The sequence below is a fragment of the Rhodococcus jostii NBRC 16295 genome, from assembly GCF_001894825.1.
Lineage (GTDB): Bacteria > Actinomycetota > Actinomycetes > Mycobacteriales > Mycobacteriaceae > Rhodococcus_F > Rhodococcus_F jostii.
In genome coordinates this window covers 1-14,522 of sequence record NZ_BCWY01000068.1, presented here as the reverse complement: position 1 = coordinate 14,522, position 14,522 = coordinate 1, and the positions used below count along the sequence as shown (strand labels likewise).

At 65.6% G+C, this 14,522-nt stretch carries 17 protein-coding genes and 1 pseudogene; 10 read left to right on the top strand and 8 right to left on the bottom strand.

Features of this window, described 5'->3' with window-relative positions; genetic code table 11:
• Positions 1-2: 2 nt before the first annotated feature.
• Positions 3-728, bottom strand: coding sequence for an IclR family transcriptional regulator (locus tag RJ1_RS32090; protein ID WP_073366526.1), 726 nt, complete (start codon positions 726-728; stop codon positions 3-5).
• A gap of 418 nt (positions 729-1,146) precedes the next feature.
• On the opposite strand from RJ1_RS32090, the gene RJ1_RS32085 reads away from it, so the two are divergent.
• The 5 genes from RJ1_RS32085 (at position 1,147) to RJ1_RS49380 (ending at position 4,906) form a co-directional block, all read left to right on the top strand.
• Positions 1,147-2,301 (top strand): 3-ketosteroid-9-alpha-monooxygenase, oxygenase component, encoded by a 1,155-nt coding sequence (locus RJ1_RS32085; RefSeq protein ID WP_073366525.1) that lies wholly within the window; start codon positions 1,147-1,149, stop codon positions 2,299-2,301.
• An 11-nt stretch (positions 2,302-2,312) separates the two neighbouring features.
• Positions 2,313-2,540: a hypothetical protein gene (locus RJ1_RS32080; protein ID WP_073366524.1), complete on the top strand. Its 228-nt coding sequence runs from the start codon at positions 2,313-2,315 to the stop codon at positions 2,538-2,540.
• A 56-nt stretch (positions 2,541-2,596) separates the two neighbouring features.
• Positions 2,597-3,109 (top strand): nuclear transport factor 2 family protein, encoded by a 513-nt coding sequence (locus RJ1_RS32075; RefSeq protein ID WP_073366523.1) that lies wholly within the window; start codon positions 2,597-2,599, stop codon positions 3,107-3,109.
• Positions 3,110-3,154: 45 nt separating this feature from the next.
• The gene (locus RJ1_RS32070; RefSeq protein ID WP_162850324.1) at positions 3,155-4,147 is read left to right on the top strand and encodes a tyrosine-protein phosphatase; all 993 of its coding nucleotides are present in this window, start codon (positions 3,155-3,157) and stop codon (positions 4,145-4,147) included.
• A 510-nt stretch (positions 4,148-4,657) separates the two neighbouring features.
• Positions 4,658-4,906, top strand: coding sequence for an alpha/beta fold hydrolase (locus RJ1_RS49380; RefSeq protein ID WP_073366522.1), 249 nt, complete (start codon positions 4,658-4,660; stop codon positions 4,904-4,906).
• Between the two features lie 875 nt (positions 4,907-5,781).
• Here the strand turns inward: RJ1_RS49380 and RJ1_RS32060 are convergent.
• The 4 genes from RJ1_RS32060 to RJ1_RS32045 all read right to left on the bottom strand — a co-directional run bounded on the left by RJ1_RS32060 (position 5,782) and on the right by RJ1_RS32045 (position 9,005).
• On the bottom strand, positions 5,782-6,816 hold the full coding sequence (locus RJ1_RS32060) for a DUF1214 domain-containing protein (RefSeq protein ID WP_073366521.1): 1,035 nt from the start codon (positions 6,814-6,816) through the stop codon (positions 5,782-5,784).
• A 57-nt stretch (positions 6,817-6,873) separates the two neighbouring features.
• Positions 6,874-7,305, bottom strand: a complete 432-nt coding sequence (locus tag RJ1_RS32055; RefSeq protein WP_073366520.1) for a hypothetical protein — start codon at positions 7,303-7,305, stop codon at positions 6,874-6,876.
• 151 nt (positions 7,306-7,456) lie between these two features.
• On the bottom strand, positions 7,457-8,239 hold the full coding sequence (locus RJ1_RS32050) for an IclR family transcriptional regulator (RefSeq protein WP_073366519.1): 783 nt from the start codon (positions 8,237-8,239) through the stop codon (positions 7,457-7,459).
• 97 nt (positions 8,240-8,336) lie between these two features.
• On the bottom strand, positions 8,337-9,005 hold the full coding sequence (locus tag RJ1_RS32045) for a TetR/AcrR family transcriptional regulator (RefSeq protein WP_073366518.1): 669 nt from the start codon (positions 9,003-9,005) through the stop codon (positions 8,337-8,339).
• A 436-nt stretch (positions 9,006-9,441) separates the two neighbouring features.
• Here RJ1_RS32045 and RJ1_RS32040 point away from each other — a divergent pair, with 436 nt between their 5' ends.
• From RJ1_RS32040 to RJ1_RS49500, 4 genes and pseudogenes are all read left to right on the top strand, one after another.
• On the top strand, positions 9,442-10,617 hold the full coding sequence (locus RJ1_RS32040) for an NADH:flavin oxidoreductase (protein ID WP_073366517.1): 1,176 nt from the start codon (positions 9,442-9,444) through the stop codon (positions 10,615-10,617).
• Between the two features lie 190 nt (positions 10,618-10,807).
• Positions 10,808-11,557 (top strand): SDR family NAD(P)-dependent oxidoreductase, encoded by a 750-nt coding sequence (locus tag RJ1_RS32035; RefSeq protein ID WP_073366516.1) that lies wholly within the window; start codon positions 10,808-10,810, stop codon positions 11,555-11,557.
• 187 nt (positions 11,558-11,744) lie between these two features.
• Positions 11,745-12,113, top strand: coding sequence for a hypothetical protein (locus RJ1_RS32030; protein WP_073366515.1), 369 nt, complete (start codon positions 11,745-11,747; stop codon positions 12,111-12,113).
• Between the two features lie 446 nt (positions 12,114-12,559).
• Positions 12,560-12,826: pseudogene (locus tag RJ1_RS49500) on the top strand (hypothetical protein); the annotation flags it as partial.
• Here RJ1_RS49500 and RJ1_RS49495 read toward each other — a convergent pair.
• The 3 genes from RJ1_RS49495 to RJ1_RS48030 are packed head-to-tail and all read right to left on the bottom strand — an operon-like array spanning position 12,707 to position 13,706.
• Complete coding sequence (locus RJ1_RS49495) at positions 12,707-13,066, bottom strand: hypothetical protein (RefSeq protein ID WP_465270209.1); 360 nt, start codon at positions 13,064-13,066, stop codon at positions 12,707-12,709. The pseudogene RJ1_RS49500 and the gene RJ1_RS49495 overlap by 120 nt on opposite strands.
• A 33-nt stretch (positions 13,067-13,099) precedes the next feature.
• On the bottom strand, positions 13,100-13,510 hold the full coding sequence (locus RJ1_RS32020) for a hypothetical protein (RefSeq protein ID WP_162850289.1): 411 nt from the start codon (positions 13,508-13,510) through the stop codon (positions 13,100-13,102).
• Between the two features lie 25 nt (positions 13,511-13,535).
• Positions 13,536-13,706 (bottom strand): DUF6308 family protein, encoded by a 171-nt coding sequence (locus tag RJ1_RS48030; protein WP_255284919.1) that lies wholly within the window; start codon positions 13,704-13,706, stop codon positions 13,536-13,538.
• 476 nt (positions 13,707-14,182) lie between these two features.
• On the opposite strand from RJ1_RS48030, the gene RJ1_RS32010 reads away from it, so the two are divergent.
• The coding region (locus RJ1_RS32010) for a protein kinase domain-containing protein (RefSeq protein ID WP_170008919.1) at positions 14,183-14,522 on the top strand (340 nt) is incomplete at its 3' end.

Below are 14,522 nucleotides of genomic sequence, written 5' to 3'. Positions count from 1 at the left end.
TGTCAGGCAGGTCTTCGGGTCACTGAAGCGAAGTCGAGGTACTGTGCGATGGCTGCAGCCGCCATACGCACTGGTGCGGCATGCCGATGGTCGAACTTCACCTGGTTCGTCGGTCCGCTGATCGAGAGCCCGGCTTGTGCTCCGCCCAGGGAACCGATTCGCACTCCGATGCAACTGAATCCTGCCGCGCAGGTTCCGAACGCAATTCCCAGAGGTCGGAGTCTGTCGGTCTCGGAGCGGAGGCTGGCGGAGGCATCGTCGGACTGTGGGGCGGTTGCGAGCAAGATCTTGCCGATTGTCGACGACCGTGCGGGTATGCGGTCTCCGACCCGCGTCAGGAGGTTGGGGGCCCTCTGGCCGCCGATCTTCTCGAGATAGACCACGTCGGTGCCGTCGAGGATACCGAGATGAACGACGTGACCGGTAACAAGATGCAGCTCGCGGAGTACCGGGGCCACCACCCGGTCGAACTTGTTCTGGTACAGCGACAGCGCTCCGAACTCGACGAGTGTGTCCCCGAGCTCGAACTCGCTGCCTCGGCGGCGGAGCCAACCCAGTCGCACCAACTGCTCGAGCATCCGACGAGTGCTTGTCCGTGGTATCCCCGTTCGGCGAGATAGGTCGGTGAGGCTCAGAGCCGGCGTGCTGCGAAAGCAGTCCAGCACCAGGGACAGCCGATCGAGGGTGGACGCGGGCGGGACGTTCTCCGTGCGTTCTCCGTGCGACATCGGCTTCTCCCTTCCCTGGCGGCAGTCGCGAACTGGAGCGCCGCCGGCCGTCCGAGACGGACAGGCACTCCCAGCACAGCTTCGGAACCGGTGGATCACCAGAGCCCCTTCCGGTGAGCGGGAGCTGCCTCGTGTTCGCCCGCTGCAGGTCGAGGCCCCGTCGAACTCGAGTCGGTGCGGGCAAACACGTGACGACACGCGAGGTCACCGCGGCCGACCAGCGTGTCGTCCGCTGAGCGGATGCGGAAGTGGTGCACCGCCGTCTGGCGCTGACAGGGTGGCCAGGTACCGGTGGCCGAGGTCACAACGCGGACGCCTCATGGCGCCGAGTTCTGCATTCGGACCGGACGCCCGGCGGGGTGCGGCCGCCAAGGGTTGAGTGCGACCTGAGCACACGATCAGAAGGAAGGAAACCACCATGACTGCTCTGAATATCGATGAAACCGACGAGGTCCGCTATATCGACGAGGGCACCCCGCCTGCTCGCTTCGCCCGGGGGTGGCACTGCCTCGGGCTGGTGGTGGACTTTCGGGACGGCGCGCCGCACTCGATCGAGGCGTTCGGCACCAGGCTCGTGGTGTTCGCCGACAGCAGGGGTGAGATCAAGATCCTCGACGCGTATTGCCGGCACATGGGCGGCGACCTGAGTCAGGGCACCGTCAAGGGCGATTCGATCGCGTGCCCGTTCCACGACTGGCGTTGGGGCGGCAACGGCAAGTGCACCGACATCCCTTACGCGCGACGGGTTCCGCCGCTGGCGCGTACTCGCGCCTGGATGACCATGGAACAGGATGGGCTGCTGTTCGTCTGGCACGATCCGGAGGGCAACCCGCCGCCGGCCGAGGTGACGATCCCGGTGATGAGGGCGCCAGGCACCGAGTGGACCGAGTGGGTGTGGAAGTCGATCGTCATCGACACCAACTGCCGCGAGATCATCGACAACGTCGTCGACATGGCGCACTTCTTCTACGTCCACTTCTCCTTCCCGACGTACTTCAAGAACATCTTCGACGGTCACGTCGCGATCCAGGAGCAAAGCGGCGTCGGCCGTGAGGACATCACCGAATGGACCGACCCGGACGTCCCCCAACTGCTGGCACACCGGTCCCTCGCCGCCTACCACGGGCCCTCGTTCATGATCGACGAGCTGACCTACGAGTACGACAAGTTCGATGTCGATTCCGTCCTCATCAATTGTCACTACCCGATAACCCCCGACAAGTTCGTCCTGATGTACGGGATCACCGTCCAGAAGACCGAACTTGTGCCCGCTGCGATCGCCGACCAACTGGTCGACGCGATGATCGGTTACATCGGCGTCGGTTTCGAGCAGGACATCGAGATCTGGAAGAACAAGACCCGGATCGACAACCCCCTGCTCACCAACGAGGACGGCCCCGTCTACCAGCTGCGCCGCTGGTACGAGCAGTTCTACGTGGACGTCGCGGACGTCAAGCCCGAGATGGTGGACCGCTTCGAGTACGAGCTCGACACCACCAAACCGGTCGAGACATGGAAACAGGAAGTCGCCGACAACCTCGCCCGCAGCACCGCCGCAGGCAAGCCCACCTGAGAGGAATCGTCATGCAACCGTTGGAATGCAGCACCTGCAGCACCCGGGTGATGGTGGAGAAGTTCAGCTGGCACCACACTTCCGTGCAGTGGCTGGCCGACTGTAAAACCTCCTGCGCACAGTTCCGCGTCGACGCCGTTCCGGGCCGCCAGGGGATGCACCTCAGGACCTGCTCGGCGCTGCGCGAGACGATCCGCCAAGCCGTCCTCGATGGCACGATCCCGATCCCCCCGGACTGACCACATCCCTTTGCTCCCTCCGGCGATGGCCTGTCGGCCATCCGGAAAGGAATCACATGAGCGACATGCCCACAGGTCCGGACATCGAATCCCGAATGCAGTTGTTGGAGGACCGAGTTCAGCTGCTCGAGGACCACAACGAGATCATGCGGCTGATGCACTCCTACGGCCCGGCCGTCGACTGCGGACTCACCGATCTCGTCGCCGGACTGTGGACCGACAACGGCGTCTATGACGTCGACACCGGCCGCATGGACGGACGCGGCCAGATCGAAGCGATGGTTCGAACAGACCCCCACCAGGGCTTCCTGCGTCAGGGCTGCGGACACGTCATGAGCCCTGCGCACATCACCGTGGACGGGGACGCCGCGGTAGCGCTCTGCCACACGCAACTGCTCCTGCGCCGACCCGACGGCCACGGATATCAGGTCAGCAGAGTCACGGCGAACCGGTGGGAGCTCACCCGCACCCGCGACGGCTGGAGGGTCACAACGAGGACCAGCCGCATCCTCGACGGCCGGGACGAAGCACGAAGCATATTCGCTGGAATCGCCGGTACCCCAATCTGATTGCGAACCACCGATCACACTCAGCGGAGAACGCCGAGGTGGGCCGTGACACGGACGCGCCCACTGACGCCTTCGCCTCCCGACAGGCTTGACCCACAGATTAGGAAGGTTCTTCATGTCCAGACACCACTCCCACATCTGCAGGGTGCTTCTGCTCGCCGGCGGAGTACTGCTCGCGGAACTCGGCGGCGCCGGACTCGCACAGGCCGAGCCCACCGGTCCCCGGCGCCGGCCCCGCTGTTCCAGCCCGGCTCGGGCGGCAACGGCAACACGACGCCGGTCGCGGACACACCCCGACTGGCGAGCGTCGACAACTTCCGCGACGTCGCGGGTACCGGCGCCGGCTACCCGGCGGCACACGGCGAGAATGTCAACAAGGGTGTCTTCTACCGCTCCAACGCGATCGTGCCGAACGACGCGGACCTCGCCACCCTCGCCGGGCTCAGCCTGACCACCGCCTACGATCTGCGCGGACCCGACGAGATCACGCAGAAGCAGGACAAGCTGCCCGCCGGCGTGAAGTACGTCAACATCCCGGTCATCGCGGGCAACATCGACGAATTCATCGCCAAGATCCACACACCCGAGGACGCCCGCGCCGCGATGCAGGACGGGAACCGCAAGAACGTCACCGGAGCGACCGAGCGGGCCGGCTACGCCAAGCTGCTCACCGGTCTCACGAACACCGGCGGGGCCCAGGTCTTCCATTGCTCCGCTGGCAAGGACCGCACCGGCTGGGCCACGTACCTGCTGCTGAGCATCGCCGGCGTGGCACCGACGACGATCATGGACGACTACCTGCTCACCAACGAGTACACCAAGGACTCGATGATCAAGACCCTCGCCTACATCCAGCAGAGCCAGGGCGAGGCAGCCGCCGCGAAGTGGGAGCCGGTGCTCGGCGTCGACAAGAGCTACCTGCAGGCCGGCATCGACCAGCTGGCCGCCGACTACGGCACCGTCGACAAGTACCTCGCAGACGGGCTCGGCCTGAGCCCGGACACCATCAACAAGCTGCGGGTCAAGCTGACCCGCTGATCCGGCCACGGCCGAACCCGCTTCGTCTAGGTCGCCGACCTGCTCCCCGACACGGCAGCAGTGGGCCGCGAGGGTGGGATCGGCGCGGTCCGGCAGACGCTCGGGGCGGACACGCGCCGCTCCGACCGGACGTTTCGTCCTCGGCCCGCGCGCGGGCAGGACTGGGCGGCGCTCGCGCAGGGCGTGGGAGGCGATCCGCGCGGCAGCGGTGGCGTGCCCGCGAGCTCGCCGGCCGCATCCCACCCCGCTGGCGGTGGTTACTTCCCAGCCGATCGTCAAACGCCGAGCGGGCCGTCGAATTCCGTCTGATTACTCGCCACACCACCACTGTGACCGCCACGCAGCCATCAAAGACGCAGAGTCTCTGAGCGGCAGCAACACTCGCGATTACACCGCAACCATATCCACCGTAACGTCGGCGACTATGGCTGAAAATGCTTGCACTCTCGCATTTTTTAGTGCAAGCGGCATCGATACGTTCGTCCGAACAGGGGTCGGGGTCCACCAGTCGTGCTCTGCCACAGCTTCCCCGGGCTCTCCTTCTCCTGGCGACACCAACTGCCCGCGCTCACGGGCGCCGGGTGGCGTGCCATCGCTCCCGACATGCGCGGGTACGGCCGCTCCGACCGCCCCACCGACCCCTCCGCCTACGACCGCGCCAGCAGCGTCGCCGACCCTCATCGGCCTGCTCGACGAACTCGGACTCGACCGGGCTTCCTTCGCCGGCCACGACTTCGGCGCGAACCTGGTGAGACCTAGCGCAGCGGGCACCCGAGCGCGCCGCGGGTCTGATCCAGTCAGCGTCCCCCTGGCGCCCCGCTCCCCGATACGCCCCAGCGCTGCATCCGCAGTGCTGGCCCGCGAGCACTTCCTGCACATGCACTATTTCCACAGCCGGGGCCGGCTGACCAGGAACTTGCCGCCCACCCACGGGAGTTTCTCGCCCGCCGTCTGTAGGCGCTGAGCGAGGCCGACCGCGATATGCAGTGCTAGGAGCACCCCTCGCAGGGAAACGGCTACCTCGACGTCCTGCCCCACGCCCCGACACCGCCGTCGTCCTGGCTCAGCGCAGAGGAGTTCAAGCACTACGTGGGGAGAGTTCACCCGCACCGGGTTCACCGGCGGGCCGAATTGGTACCGCGCCCTCGATCTGGTGTGGGAGCGAAACGCTGCCACCGCCGACACCCCGATCGAGACCCCGTCGGTGTTCATCGCCGGGCAACGGGATCCAGTGCTCTCGGGGACCCGATCCACTCGCAGCCATGGCTAAACAGGCTCCGGGCTACGGTCCACACATCTGACTCCCGGCGCCGGCCATTTCGTCCAGATGCAAGAACCTGAACAGGTCAATGCCGCGATGCTCCACTTCCTGGAGCACCTGCGGCGAAGAACCCGCCCAGGCCACGCTGCGCGAACAGTGCACGTACCCCTACACCCACGGGCTGACACGATTCCCTGACCTGGGGCATGGCCGGCAAGAACGGCGCTGCTACAGCGCGCACCGGAGCAGAGATCAGGCCTTTCATGCCGCAGGCCCGAGGAACGGGATTGTCGATGTCCGCTCCTCGGGCCTGTCGGTTTTTCGGCTGGGCCTGGATTTCCGGGACGGCGTCGGCGCGCGGCCCGGCCTGGTCTTATCCGGTCATTCGACGATCAAAGTTCGCCGCCCGCTCGCGTTGTTGCGCGGCTCTCTCGCCCGGGTTCACGAAGATGGTGGCGGGAGAGAGGGTTTCCCGTAGTTGGTCTGCCTTCACGACCTTCACCTCGCGCACCGCGGATCCTGGTGTGGGTGGGCCGGTCATGGCCTGCCAGCGGACCGCGAGCATCCCGGATCCGTGTCCCTCGGGGTCCAGCCAGTTGAATACACCGGGGTCGTTCTTCGAGATGACGAAGGTGTAGGTTCCGTCGGGGTTCGGCTTGGACTGGGTGGTGTTGAGGCTGCTCGTGCGGTCGCGGTACTCGTACGCCACTCCCCAGGGGTCCGTGATCTGGATTCCCATAGACTTGGCGCCGACGGGGTCCACGGTCGCAACGAGAGCCTGATCGTCGGCAAGATCGAACCACCCGTTGGTCGAAAGCCCCCGTCCCCCCGGCCTTTCACGCACGGGGCTGAACACATTCGCGGGTGCCGCCGCGTAGAGGTACTGGTTGAAGTAGGACAACCAGAACGGTGCCATCTTCGACAGGATCTCCGCCGAGCGGGCGGCCAGTTGGTCGACGCTCTTCGGTGCGGCTATCGGGGGTCCGGACACTCGCGTGATGTCCAGCTGGACCGGGTTCTCCCGCGACCAGTCGTTGAGCAGGTCGCGCACGACGAGGAACGACGTTGTCTCTGCTGGGATGGGCAGATGGTTCTGGCGCCCGTCCACCTGCCTGGAGTCGACGGTGACGACGAACGAGCCGTCGACTCCCACCGTGATCTGGTCGCTGCTCAAGGCTCCGATCGTCTTGCCGGCCTCGTTGTTGAGGACCGTTGTCCCGGGAACCGCGTCCCGTAGCTCGAAATGCAGCTCGACAGGTCCGGGCTGGGTGATCTTGCCTCGGATCTCATAGGAAGCGTTCCCCGCGACGGTCGCTTGCCGGTAGACATTGTCCGGGTTCTCGATGCCGTACCCGGAGCGGGGCATGCTCAGGCCCGAGAACTCGTGCGGCGCGGTGATCGCCCACATCAGAACCGGATCGTCCGGGTTTTCGCTGAGCCCGTACTGGACCGCGGCCGCTGCAATCTAATTGGCCGCACGGTCGATGGTTGCCTTCCCCGCCGGTGTCGAGCCCCGGGGGTCGGCGGCGTAGAGCGCCTGAACCTGGGTGATCTGATCCCGGACGACCTCGGTTCCGAGAATCTGCCGGGCGAGCGCTTCGAGTTTGCGTTGACCATCGGTGGCCAGCACACTCTGTCCGTGCCCGGTGGACGAACCGGTGGACGAGCCGCTCGGTAAGTCCGACAACAGCCCATTCAGCCATTCTGACGGCGAGCCGGCCGGCCAATCAGACGATCCGCCCGTCGGCGCGGCGTGGGCAACGCCGACAGCGCTGCACGCCACGCTCGCCACAGCTACGGTGCCGATTACACCGATGACCGCGAAGTGCTTGAAGGCAACCGCCTTCCGGCGTATCAGTCCTCGGTGGGAGCGAAGTGGGGGTATCACGTTCCCCATGTGGGTTTCCTTTCACTTGGTGCCATACGCGCAGCGTTGTAGTGCGGAACAGGTGTGCTCTGATTTCCTTGGCTTGCCAGCAGACCCGATGGCGTCGCCACACCGTGTCATCGGTTCGCCGTGCGGACAACTCCCGCTTCCGATGAGCGGACTATCGCCAGGTAGACCGGTCGCCACGGCCGCTATCGGCCCGCTGCAACGATCCGGCGTCGAGATGACGGCGGATCGAGCCGGTCAGATCGAAGTACTGCGCGATGGCCGCAGCGGCCAGTCGCACAGGTGCAACCTGCTGCCTCTCGAACTTCACCTGCCCCGTCGGCCCGCTGACGGACAAGCCCACCTCCGCTCCGCCCATCGAACCGATGCGCACCCCAATACAATTGAGCCCGGAGGTGCACGTTCCGAAGGCAACACCGTGTTGCCGACCGCTGTCTGATTCCGCATGAACGCCGGCATCCACCTGTTCTCGTCGGGGTGCGGCTGCGAATAGTGCCTTCCCGATCGTCGACGACCGTGCGGGGATACGCCCTCCGATCCGCGTCTGGAGGTCCGGGCCAGCCCGGTCGGCGATCTTCTGGAGATAGAGCACATTGTTGCCGTCGAGGACACCGAGATGCACGACATGCCCCGTGACGCGGTGCAACTCGCTCAGCAGCGGCTCCACCACGTACTCCAACTTGATCTGGTACGGGGCGAGCATCCCCATCTCGACCAGCTTTCCCCCGAGTTCGTACTCGACGCCGCTGCGGCAGATCCAACCCATTCGCACCAGTTGCTCGAGCATCCGATGCGTGCTCGTTCGCGGGATTCCGGTGCGGCGAGACAATGTGGTCAGCGTCAGGCGCGGTGCGCTGCGGAAGCTGTCGAGGATCAAGGACACCCGGTCGAGGGTGGAGACGACCAGACCCGTCTCCGAGGGTTCTCCTGCGTGCATACTCGGGCTCCCCTTCGGCTTGGGACGCGTTGCAGTGGTGCATCTGTGGTCGTACTCGATCGGGACGGCGCTGCGCCGGTTCCGGTCACCGACTCGGTCAGGCTTTGAGCGCCGCGCCGTGGCGGGCCGCGACACCGTCCAGAAAGCTCTCCAGCACCTCGACGAAGGTGGCGTATCCGGCGTGTTCGTGCAGGTCCGACATGAATCGGGTGGCCCGCCCGTGGGTCTCGCGGAGGCGATCGCCCAAGTCCGATCCCACCTGGCGTCGCCACTCGCCGAGCTCCATGCCCGAGGCGACCTCGATCGCCGGGTCTTCGATCATCAGTGCCGCCATCCCGAGGGTCAGGCCCGCGACACCGAAGATGACGGTAGAGCCCGCGGTCCGGTCCATTCCTGCTCGTTCCAGGCTTTCCAGGACGAGTTCGAGCTGGTCGAGGGAGGCCATGTCCATCCGCCGGCGGGTAGTCGACCACACCTCGATCAACCAGGGGTGTTGCGCGAAGGCGTGCCAATCGGCCAGCGCCATGGTTCTGGTCATCTCCCGCCAGGTCGCCTCGGGGCCGGTGGGCATCTGAGTCTGTCCTGTGATGGCGTCGACCATCGCCACCACGAGGTCGTCGCGGTCCTTGACATGGCGATATGACGCCATGGTCGAGACCGCAAGGGCGGCCGCGACCCGACGCATCGACACCGCACCGATCCCCTCCGCATCGGCAATCGCAATGCCAGCCTGCGCAATTCGATCTCTTGTCAGCGACTTCTTCATCGTCTGCAATCTTCTCCGGCGAGTAATGACACAACCAACCACGATGTGTACAGTGTACACACACCGGCGTGACCGGGCCACACCCCGATCACCATCGGTGAACAAGCACCCCCGGACGGCACCGCGTTTCCGGCCGCGACAACGACCATTGTGGCCTCCGTACGACCAACACGTGCTGCACCACAAGTCAGTGCACCCGCGCAGCGAAGGGAAAACCAGGTGTCAGATAAAGCTCGTCCTCCCCCTTTCTGATGAACGCCAGCGCCGGTCGCAATCGTCGCGGACCGCGGTGACCACCACGAACCGGTCGCCGCTATCACCCCGAAACGGCCGTGACCCTCCCCTGAAGGTGGCCAACACGGCTCCGAACGAACACCGGGCCGGTCGACGGGGCGGGGCGAAACTTCTACGAACTCCTCCACGAAAAGGCACACCGTTGACCACTGCTCCCGACATCCTCGCCCCCGCCAGACTCGGCCCGCTGACCCTGCGCAACCGGATCATCAAATCGGCGACGTTCGAGGGCAAGACCCCGAACGCCCTCGTCACCGACGAACTCATCGAGTTCCATCGGCGTCCGAGCGCGGGCGGGGTGGGGATGTCGACGGTCGCGTACTGCGCGGTCGCGCCGGAGGGACGCACCGAGTACGGGCAGCTGTGGATGCGGCCCGACGCGGTGCCCGGGCTGCGACGGCTCACCGATGCCATCCACGCCGAGGGCGCGGCGGCCTCCGCCCAGCTCGGGCACGCGGGGCCGGTCGCGAATCAGAAGTCCACCGGCTTCCCGGCGCTTGCCCCGTCCCGCTCCTTCAACCCGTTGAGCATGCGGATGATCCGCAGCGCGACCGTCGAGGACATCGCGCGGATCACCGACGCGCACGGGGCCGCCGCGCGGCTCGCGGTGGAATCGGGATTCGACGCCGTCGAGATCCACTTCGGCCACAACTATTTCGCGAGCTCGTTTTTGAGCCCGAAACTGAACCACCGCAGGGACTCCTACGGTGGGTCGCTGGAGAACCGGGCCCGGGTGGTGCTGGAGACGGCGCGCACCGTGCGCGCCGCGGTGGGCGGGAAGGTCGCGATCCTCGCCAAGCTCAACATGGACGACGGCGTCCCCGGCGGATTCTGGATCGACGAGGCCATTCCGGTGGCGCAGTGGCTCGAGGCCGACGGCAGCGTCGATGCGCTGGAACTGACCATGGGTAGCTCGCTGCTCAACCCGATGTATCTGTTCAAGGGCGACGCCCCGGTCCGCGAGTTCGCGGCCGTCATGCCGCAACCGGTGCGGCTCGGGGTGCAGCTGATCGGCAAGCAGATGCTCCACTCCTACCCGTATCAGGACCTGTTCATGCTCGAGCACGCCCGGCAGATCCGCGCGGCCGTGACGCTGCCGCTGGTCCTGCTGGGCGGGGTCACCGATCGGGTCGGCATGGACACCGCGATGGCGGAGGGATTCGAATTCGTGGCGATGGCCAGGGCACTGCTGCGCGAACCGGACCTGGTCAGCAGGATAGCGCGTGACGCGCAGACACGATCACTGTGTATCCACTGCAACAAATGCATGCCCACCATCTTCACCGGGGCACGCTGCGTCCTCGTCGAGCGCAGCTAGCGGGAGACATTTCGGCGTGACGCCCGCGACGACGGCTGGATCCTTTGTGTCGATCCGGCGGCAGCCCGGATACCGCCTGCAGCGGGCTGGACGGAGTGGACTGCACACGACCACGCCGCACTCGCACGCAAATGCCAGTGCGCCATCGTTACTCACCACCATCATCATCGGACAGACAGGAGACCGGAAAATGGGACGACTCGAGAACAAGGTGGCCGTGATCACCGGAGGCGCCAGAGGAATGGGCGCCTCTCACGTGCGAAGGTTCGTGGAGGCGGGAGCCAACGTCGTCTTCGGCGACGTCCTCGAAGAGGAAGGCACAGTGCTCCAGAAGGAACTGGGCACACACTGCACGTTCGTCCCGCACGACGTCACCAGCGAGGCCGGCTGGGCCGAGATCGTCGAACGCGCCACCACCGACTTCGGCGGACTCGACATCCTGGTCAACAACGCCGGAATACTGCGATTCGACACCATCAACGACATGGACGTCGCCGACTTCACAACCATCCTCGACGTCAACGTCGTCTCCCAATGGATCGGACTGAAGTACGCGAGCCGGGCGATGAACCCCGGCGGATCGATCGTCAATATCTCCTCGGTGAACGGGATCGTCGGCGGCGCCGGAGTATCCGCCTACAGCGCCAGCAAATTCGCCATCCGCGGCATCACACGCAGCGCCGCACTGGAACTGGCCGCGGCACAGATCCGGGTCAACTCCGTCCATCCCGGCGCGGTATCCACACCCATGATCGGCAGCACCTCAACAGACGACCCCGCCGACGACAACCCCCTGGTCGCGACCATGCCCATCCCCCGCTACGGCCAACCCGGCGAGGTCACCAACCTCGTGCTCTTCCTCGCCAGCGACGAATCGAGCTACTGCACCGGAGGCGAGTACATCATCGACGGAGGCCTGACCGCCGGCGCAGGATTCTGACCCGCCTTCCGTCCGGAGGGGCAGACCACAACACCCAGGCGTGCGGGTAGCAACCACCCACACTGCTGATCCGAACAGGGTCGGCCCCCTGGGGAAGAACACCTCATCGAGTGGAGACCGCCTCGGCCTATGCCTTCAGCCCCAGCTGTCGCCATGCACCGGCGCGACACCGACCGGGAGATCCAAAATGCGGCTGTTCATCAACGCACACCATTCGGCCCCCACCGCGTGGATCGCCTGGACCGGCGATCCCGCCGGTCTCGACGCCATCATCGATCGAGGGGCGAGTTGCCGAATTCGCCGTGTGGGACGGCTCTCAACCTTCGCGCGGTGGCGACGTGGAGAACTGTGGGTTGACCTGCACCACCTCGAGGCAGAGCTATCGACGACGCCGGATGCCCCGGAGGACTGGGAAGCGAACTTCGTCGACATGATCGAACAGGCGGAATCAGACGGTCATCTCGACATCGAAAAGATGCTCCTGCGTGTCCGGTACCGATTTCACGACGTTCCGAAACTCGCACCCCGAAAAGACGTAAAACCCGAAATGCAATAAGCGACAACCTTATTCGAAGTTCAACAAACTCCAGTGGCGCCCAAACACTGACATTATCCACACAACAATGTGATATCGAAAGTAATTACATACCAACATTATTCAAGACGGGTTGAAAATCGGGCAAAACCGGTACCCGGCCCGCCCGCCCCACCGCCCGCACCACGCCGCCGGCGTCCAACACACCCCCACCACCCACACCGGAAGATAGCAACCCGGAGACATGTCATCACACCAGGTCACAACACCATTGCGCTTGCAAGCGTCGACGTCGCGTTGATCCCACCTCATAACCACCTACACACCGCCCCAGGACCCCTCAGAATGAACAGCAGGGAATTCAGCAGCGGTTCGCGTCGCTCGCGGCGACGCCTGGGGAGGGAGCGCGTCATGGTGTTCGACAGATTCTCCGATCAAGCCCGTCAGGTGGTCACCCCTCGCCGCCGGTGCCGCCCGCGCCCACCACCAGAACTCCGTCGGCACCGAACACCTGCCCGCCCCAGATCTTCGACGCCGGCGGACCCGGAGCGGCAGCGCTAACCTCGTGGGGTGTCACCGCCCCGGCACTCGAGAGCAAGCTCGACAGTGTCAGCTCACCGGCGGGCTCCGCCCCGACCGCCGGGCACATCCCATTCACCCCGAAAACGAAGAAAGTCCTCGAGGGCAGCCTGCGCCAGACCGCCCTGCTCGGGCACGAAGAAATCGGCACCGACCACCTCCTCCTGGCCCTGCTCGACGACCCCGCCTCCACCAGCGCTCAAATCCTCACCGACCTTGCAACCCTCAGCATCAGCGAAATGCGTGAGCACCTCAGACACGAACCGGCCCAGCAACCCACCCCAGGCCCCGCACACCGCATCCCCATCCGGCTCAACGCCGACGAACACACCCGCGCCCACGCTGCCGCCCGCACCGCCGGCCAGAACCTCGAAACCTCCGGTCCACGACCGCATCACCGACGCCCTCGAACAACCCGAATAGCAGGTTCAGTCGGGGGTGAAGAACAGTTCCATCCCGATCATGAACCACGCCACCATTGCCGCCATCGGCACGAACGCGCACACCAACGACAGGCCGAACTGCCGTGCGAGCCGCCACGGAACCGCCATCACACCGCACGCCACCACCACAACCGCTGGTCCCGCCCAGCTCACCCAATACGAGGCCGGCGGCGGATCAGGCCCGAACGAGGTGAACGAACCGTGCGGATACACCCGCGGCCGCGGAACATTGCCGTAGTGCTGCCACAAGATCACCGCCGGCAGAGAGCAGAAGAACCCCAGCAGCAGGCCCCCGCACACCCCCAGCGAAATCCGCCAACCCCTCGCCGACCCCGCCGATATCACCTCGCCCACACCCTCCCGGGACGTGTCATCTTCCCAGGCCAGAGCGCTCACCCAGGCCGCGGTTCTTGCCGTCCATCTACGCGATCACCTCGAACACCCGCAGCGCGGAGACCTCCTCGGGGAGGCCGGCCTCCATCCGGAGCGACAGCAACCGGTGGTGCAACGCGCCGTCGTCGGCGCGAAGAGCCTCCCAGACCGGATTCAAGTGCGACCGCTCGGTGCCCCGGACCCTCGAAGCGCAACGCACCGACGTGGACTTCGAATCCAATGCTCGTGACCGAGGTGGACCGACGAAGCCGCCGCCACTACCGAGTCGCCCCTGACCGACCACCTCGAAGCCTCGACCGCTGACTGTCGCTAGGCCACGTCCACCCTGGTGTCGAAAGGAGTCCGGGATCGGCAACTCGAGGCGTCTCAGTTCGGGACTCGGGCACCCGGAAGGATCACTCCGGGTCCTGCCGGCAAAACTCGTCGAAACAAAGGACGTCGGGGTGGTCAAGTTAGGCCCTTTACGGGTCGACGGACGGTCCCCGGGCACATCCCGCTGCTCGCGAGGAATGTCGCCGGGAACTACCTCTGATCCCTTGTCTTACGACTAGCCCCGTGGGCATAGAAAGTCAGGCACCGGCTAGGGGTGGAGCGTTACCCTTAGTACATCCTCGAGAGGCCAGCGGTGGTGTACTTCTTCGACAGTGGCTCGGACCGGAAGAATCGATGTAGTCGATGACTGACATCGATCCCTTCGCGACGCAACGCGCCGCGTCGGGTTCGGTCGCGGCGGATCTGGCGGCTGCCGGCTTCGAGGACGCACAAGAGATCGGGCGCGGTGGTTTCGGCGTCGTCTACCGCTGCACCCAGGCGGCGCTCGACCGCACCGTTGCGGTCAAGGTTCTCACCGCCGACCTCGACGAGCAGAACCGGGAACGGTTCCTGCGCGAGCAGCGCGCGGCGGGCAGGCTGACCGGACACCCCAACGTCGTCAATGTCCTCCAAGTCGGCGTCACCGACAACGGGCGGCCATACATCGTCATGCCGTACCACGCTCAGGATTCCCTCGACGCGC

Coding starts and splice junctions, on each gene's coding strand:
- RJ1_RS32045 (WP_073366518.1), bottom strand. CDS start 9,005: ATGAAGAAGTCGCTGACAAGAGATCGAATTGCGCAGGCTGGCATTGCG.
- RJ1_RS32085 (WP_073366525.1), top strand. CDS start 1,147: ATGACTGCTCTGAATATCGATGAAACCGACGAGGTCCGCTATATCGAC.
- RJ1_RS32035 (WP_073366516.1), top strand. CDS start 10,808: ATGGGACGACTCGAGAACAAGGTGGCCGTGATCACCGGAGGCGCCAGA.
- RJ1_RS32080 (WP_073366524.1), top strand. CDS start 2,313: ATGCAACCGTTGGAATGCAGCACCTGCAGCACCCGGGTGATGGTGGAG.
- RJ1_RS32030 (WP_073366515.1), top strand. CDS start 11,745: ATGCGGCTGTTCATCAACGCACACCATTCGGCCCCCACCGCGTGGATC.
- RJ1_RS49495 (WP_465270209.1), bottom strand. CDS start 13,066: ATGCGGTCGTGGACCGGAGGTTTCGAGGTTCTGGCCGGCGGTGCGGGC.
- RJ1_RS32055 (WP_073366520.1), bottom strand. CDS start 7,305: ATGGGGAACGTGATACCCCCACTTCGCTCCCACCGAGGACTGATACGC.
- RJ1_RS32075 (WP_073366523.1), top strand. CDS start 2,597: ATGAGCGACATGCCCACAGGTCCGGACATCGAATCCCGAATGCAGTTG.
- RJ1_RS32060 (WP_073366521.1), bottom strand. CDS start 6,816: ATGTGGGCGATCACCGCGCCGCACGAGTTCTCGGGCCTGAGCATGCCC.
- RJ1_RS32090 (WP_073366526.1), bottom strand. CDS start 728: ATGTCGCACGGAGAACGCACGGAGAACGTCCCGCCCGCGTCCACCCTC.
- RJ1_RS32050 (WP_073366519.1), bottom strand. CDS start 8,239: ATGCACGCAGGAGAACCCTCGGAGACGGGTCTGGTCGTCTCCACCCTC.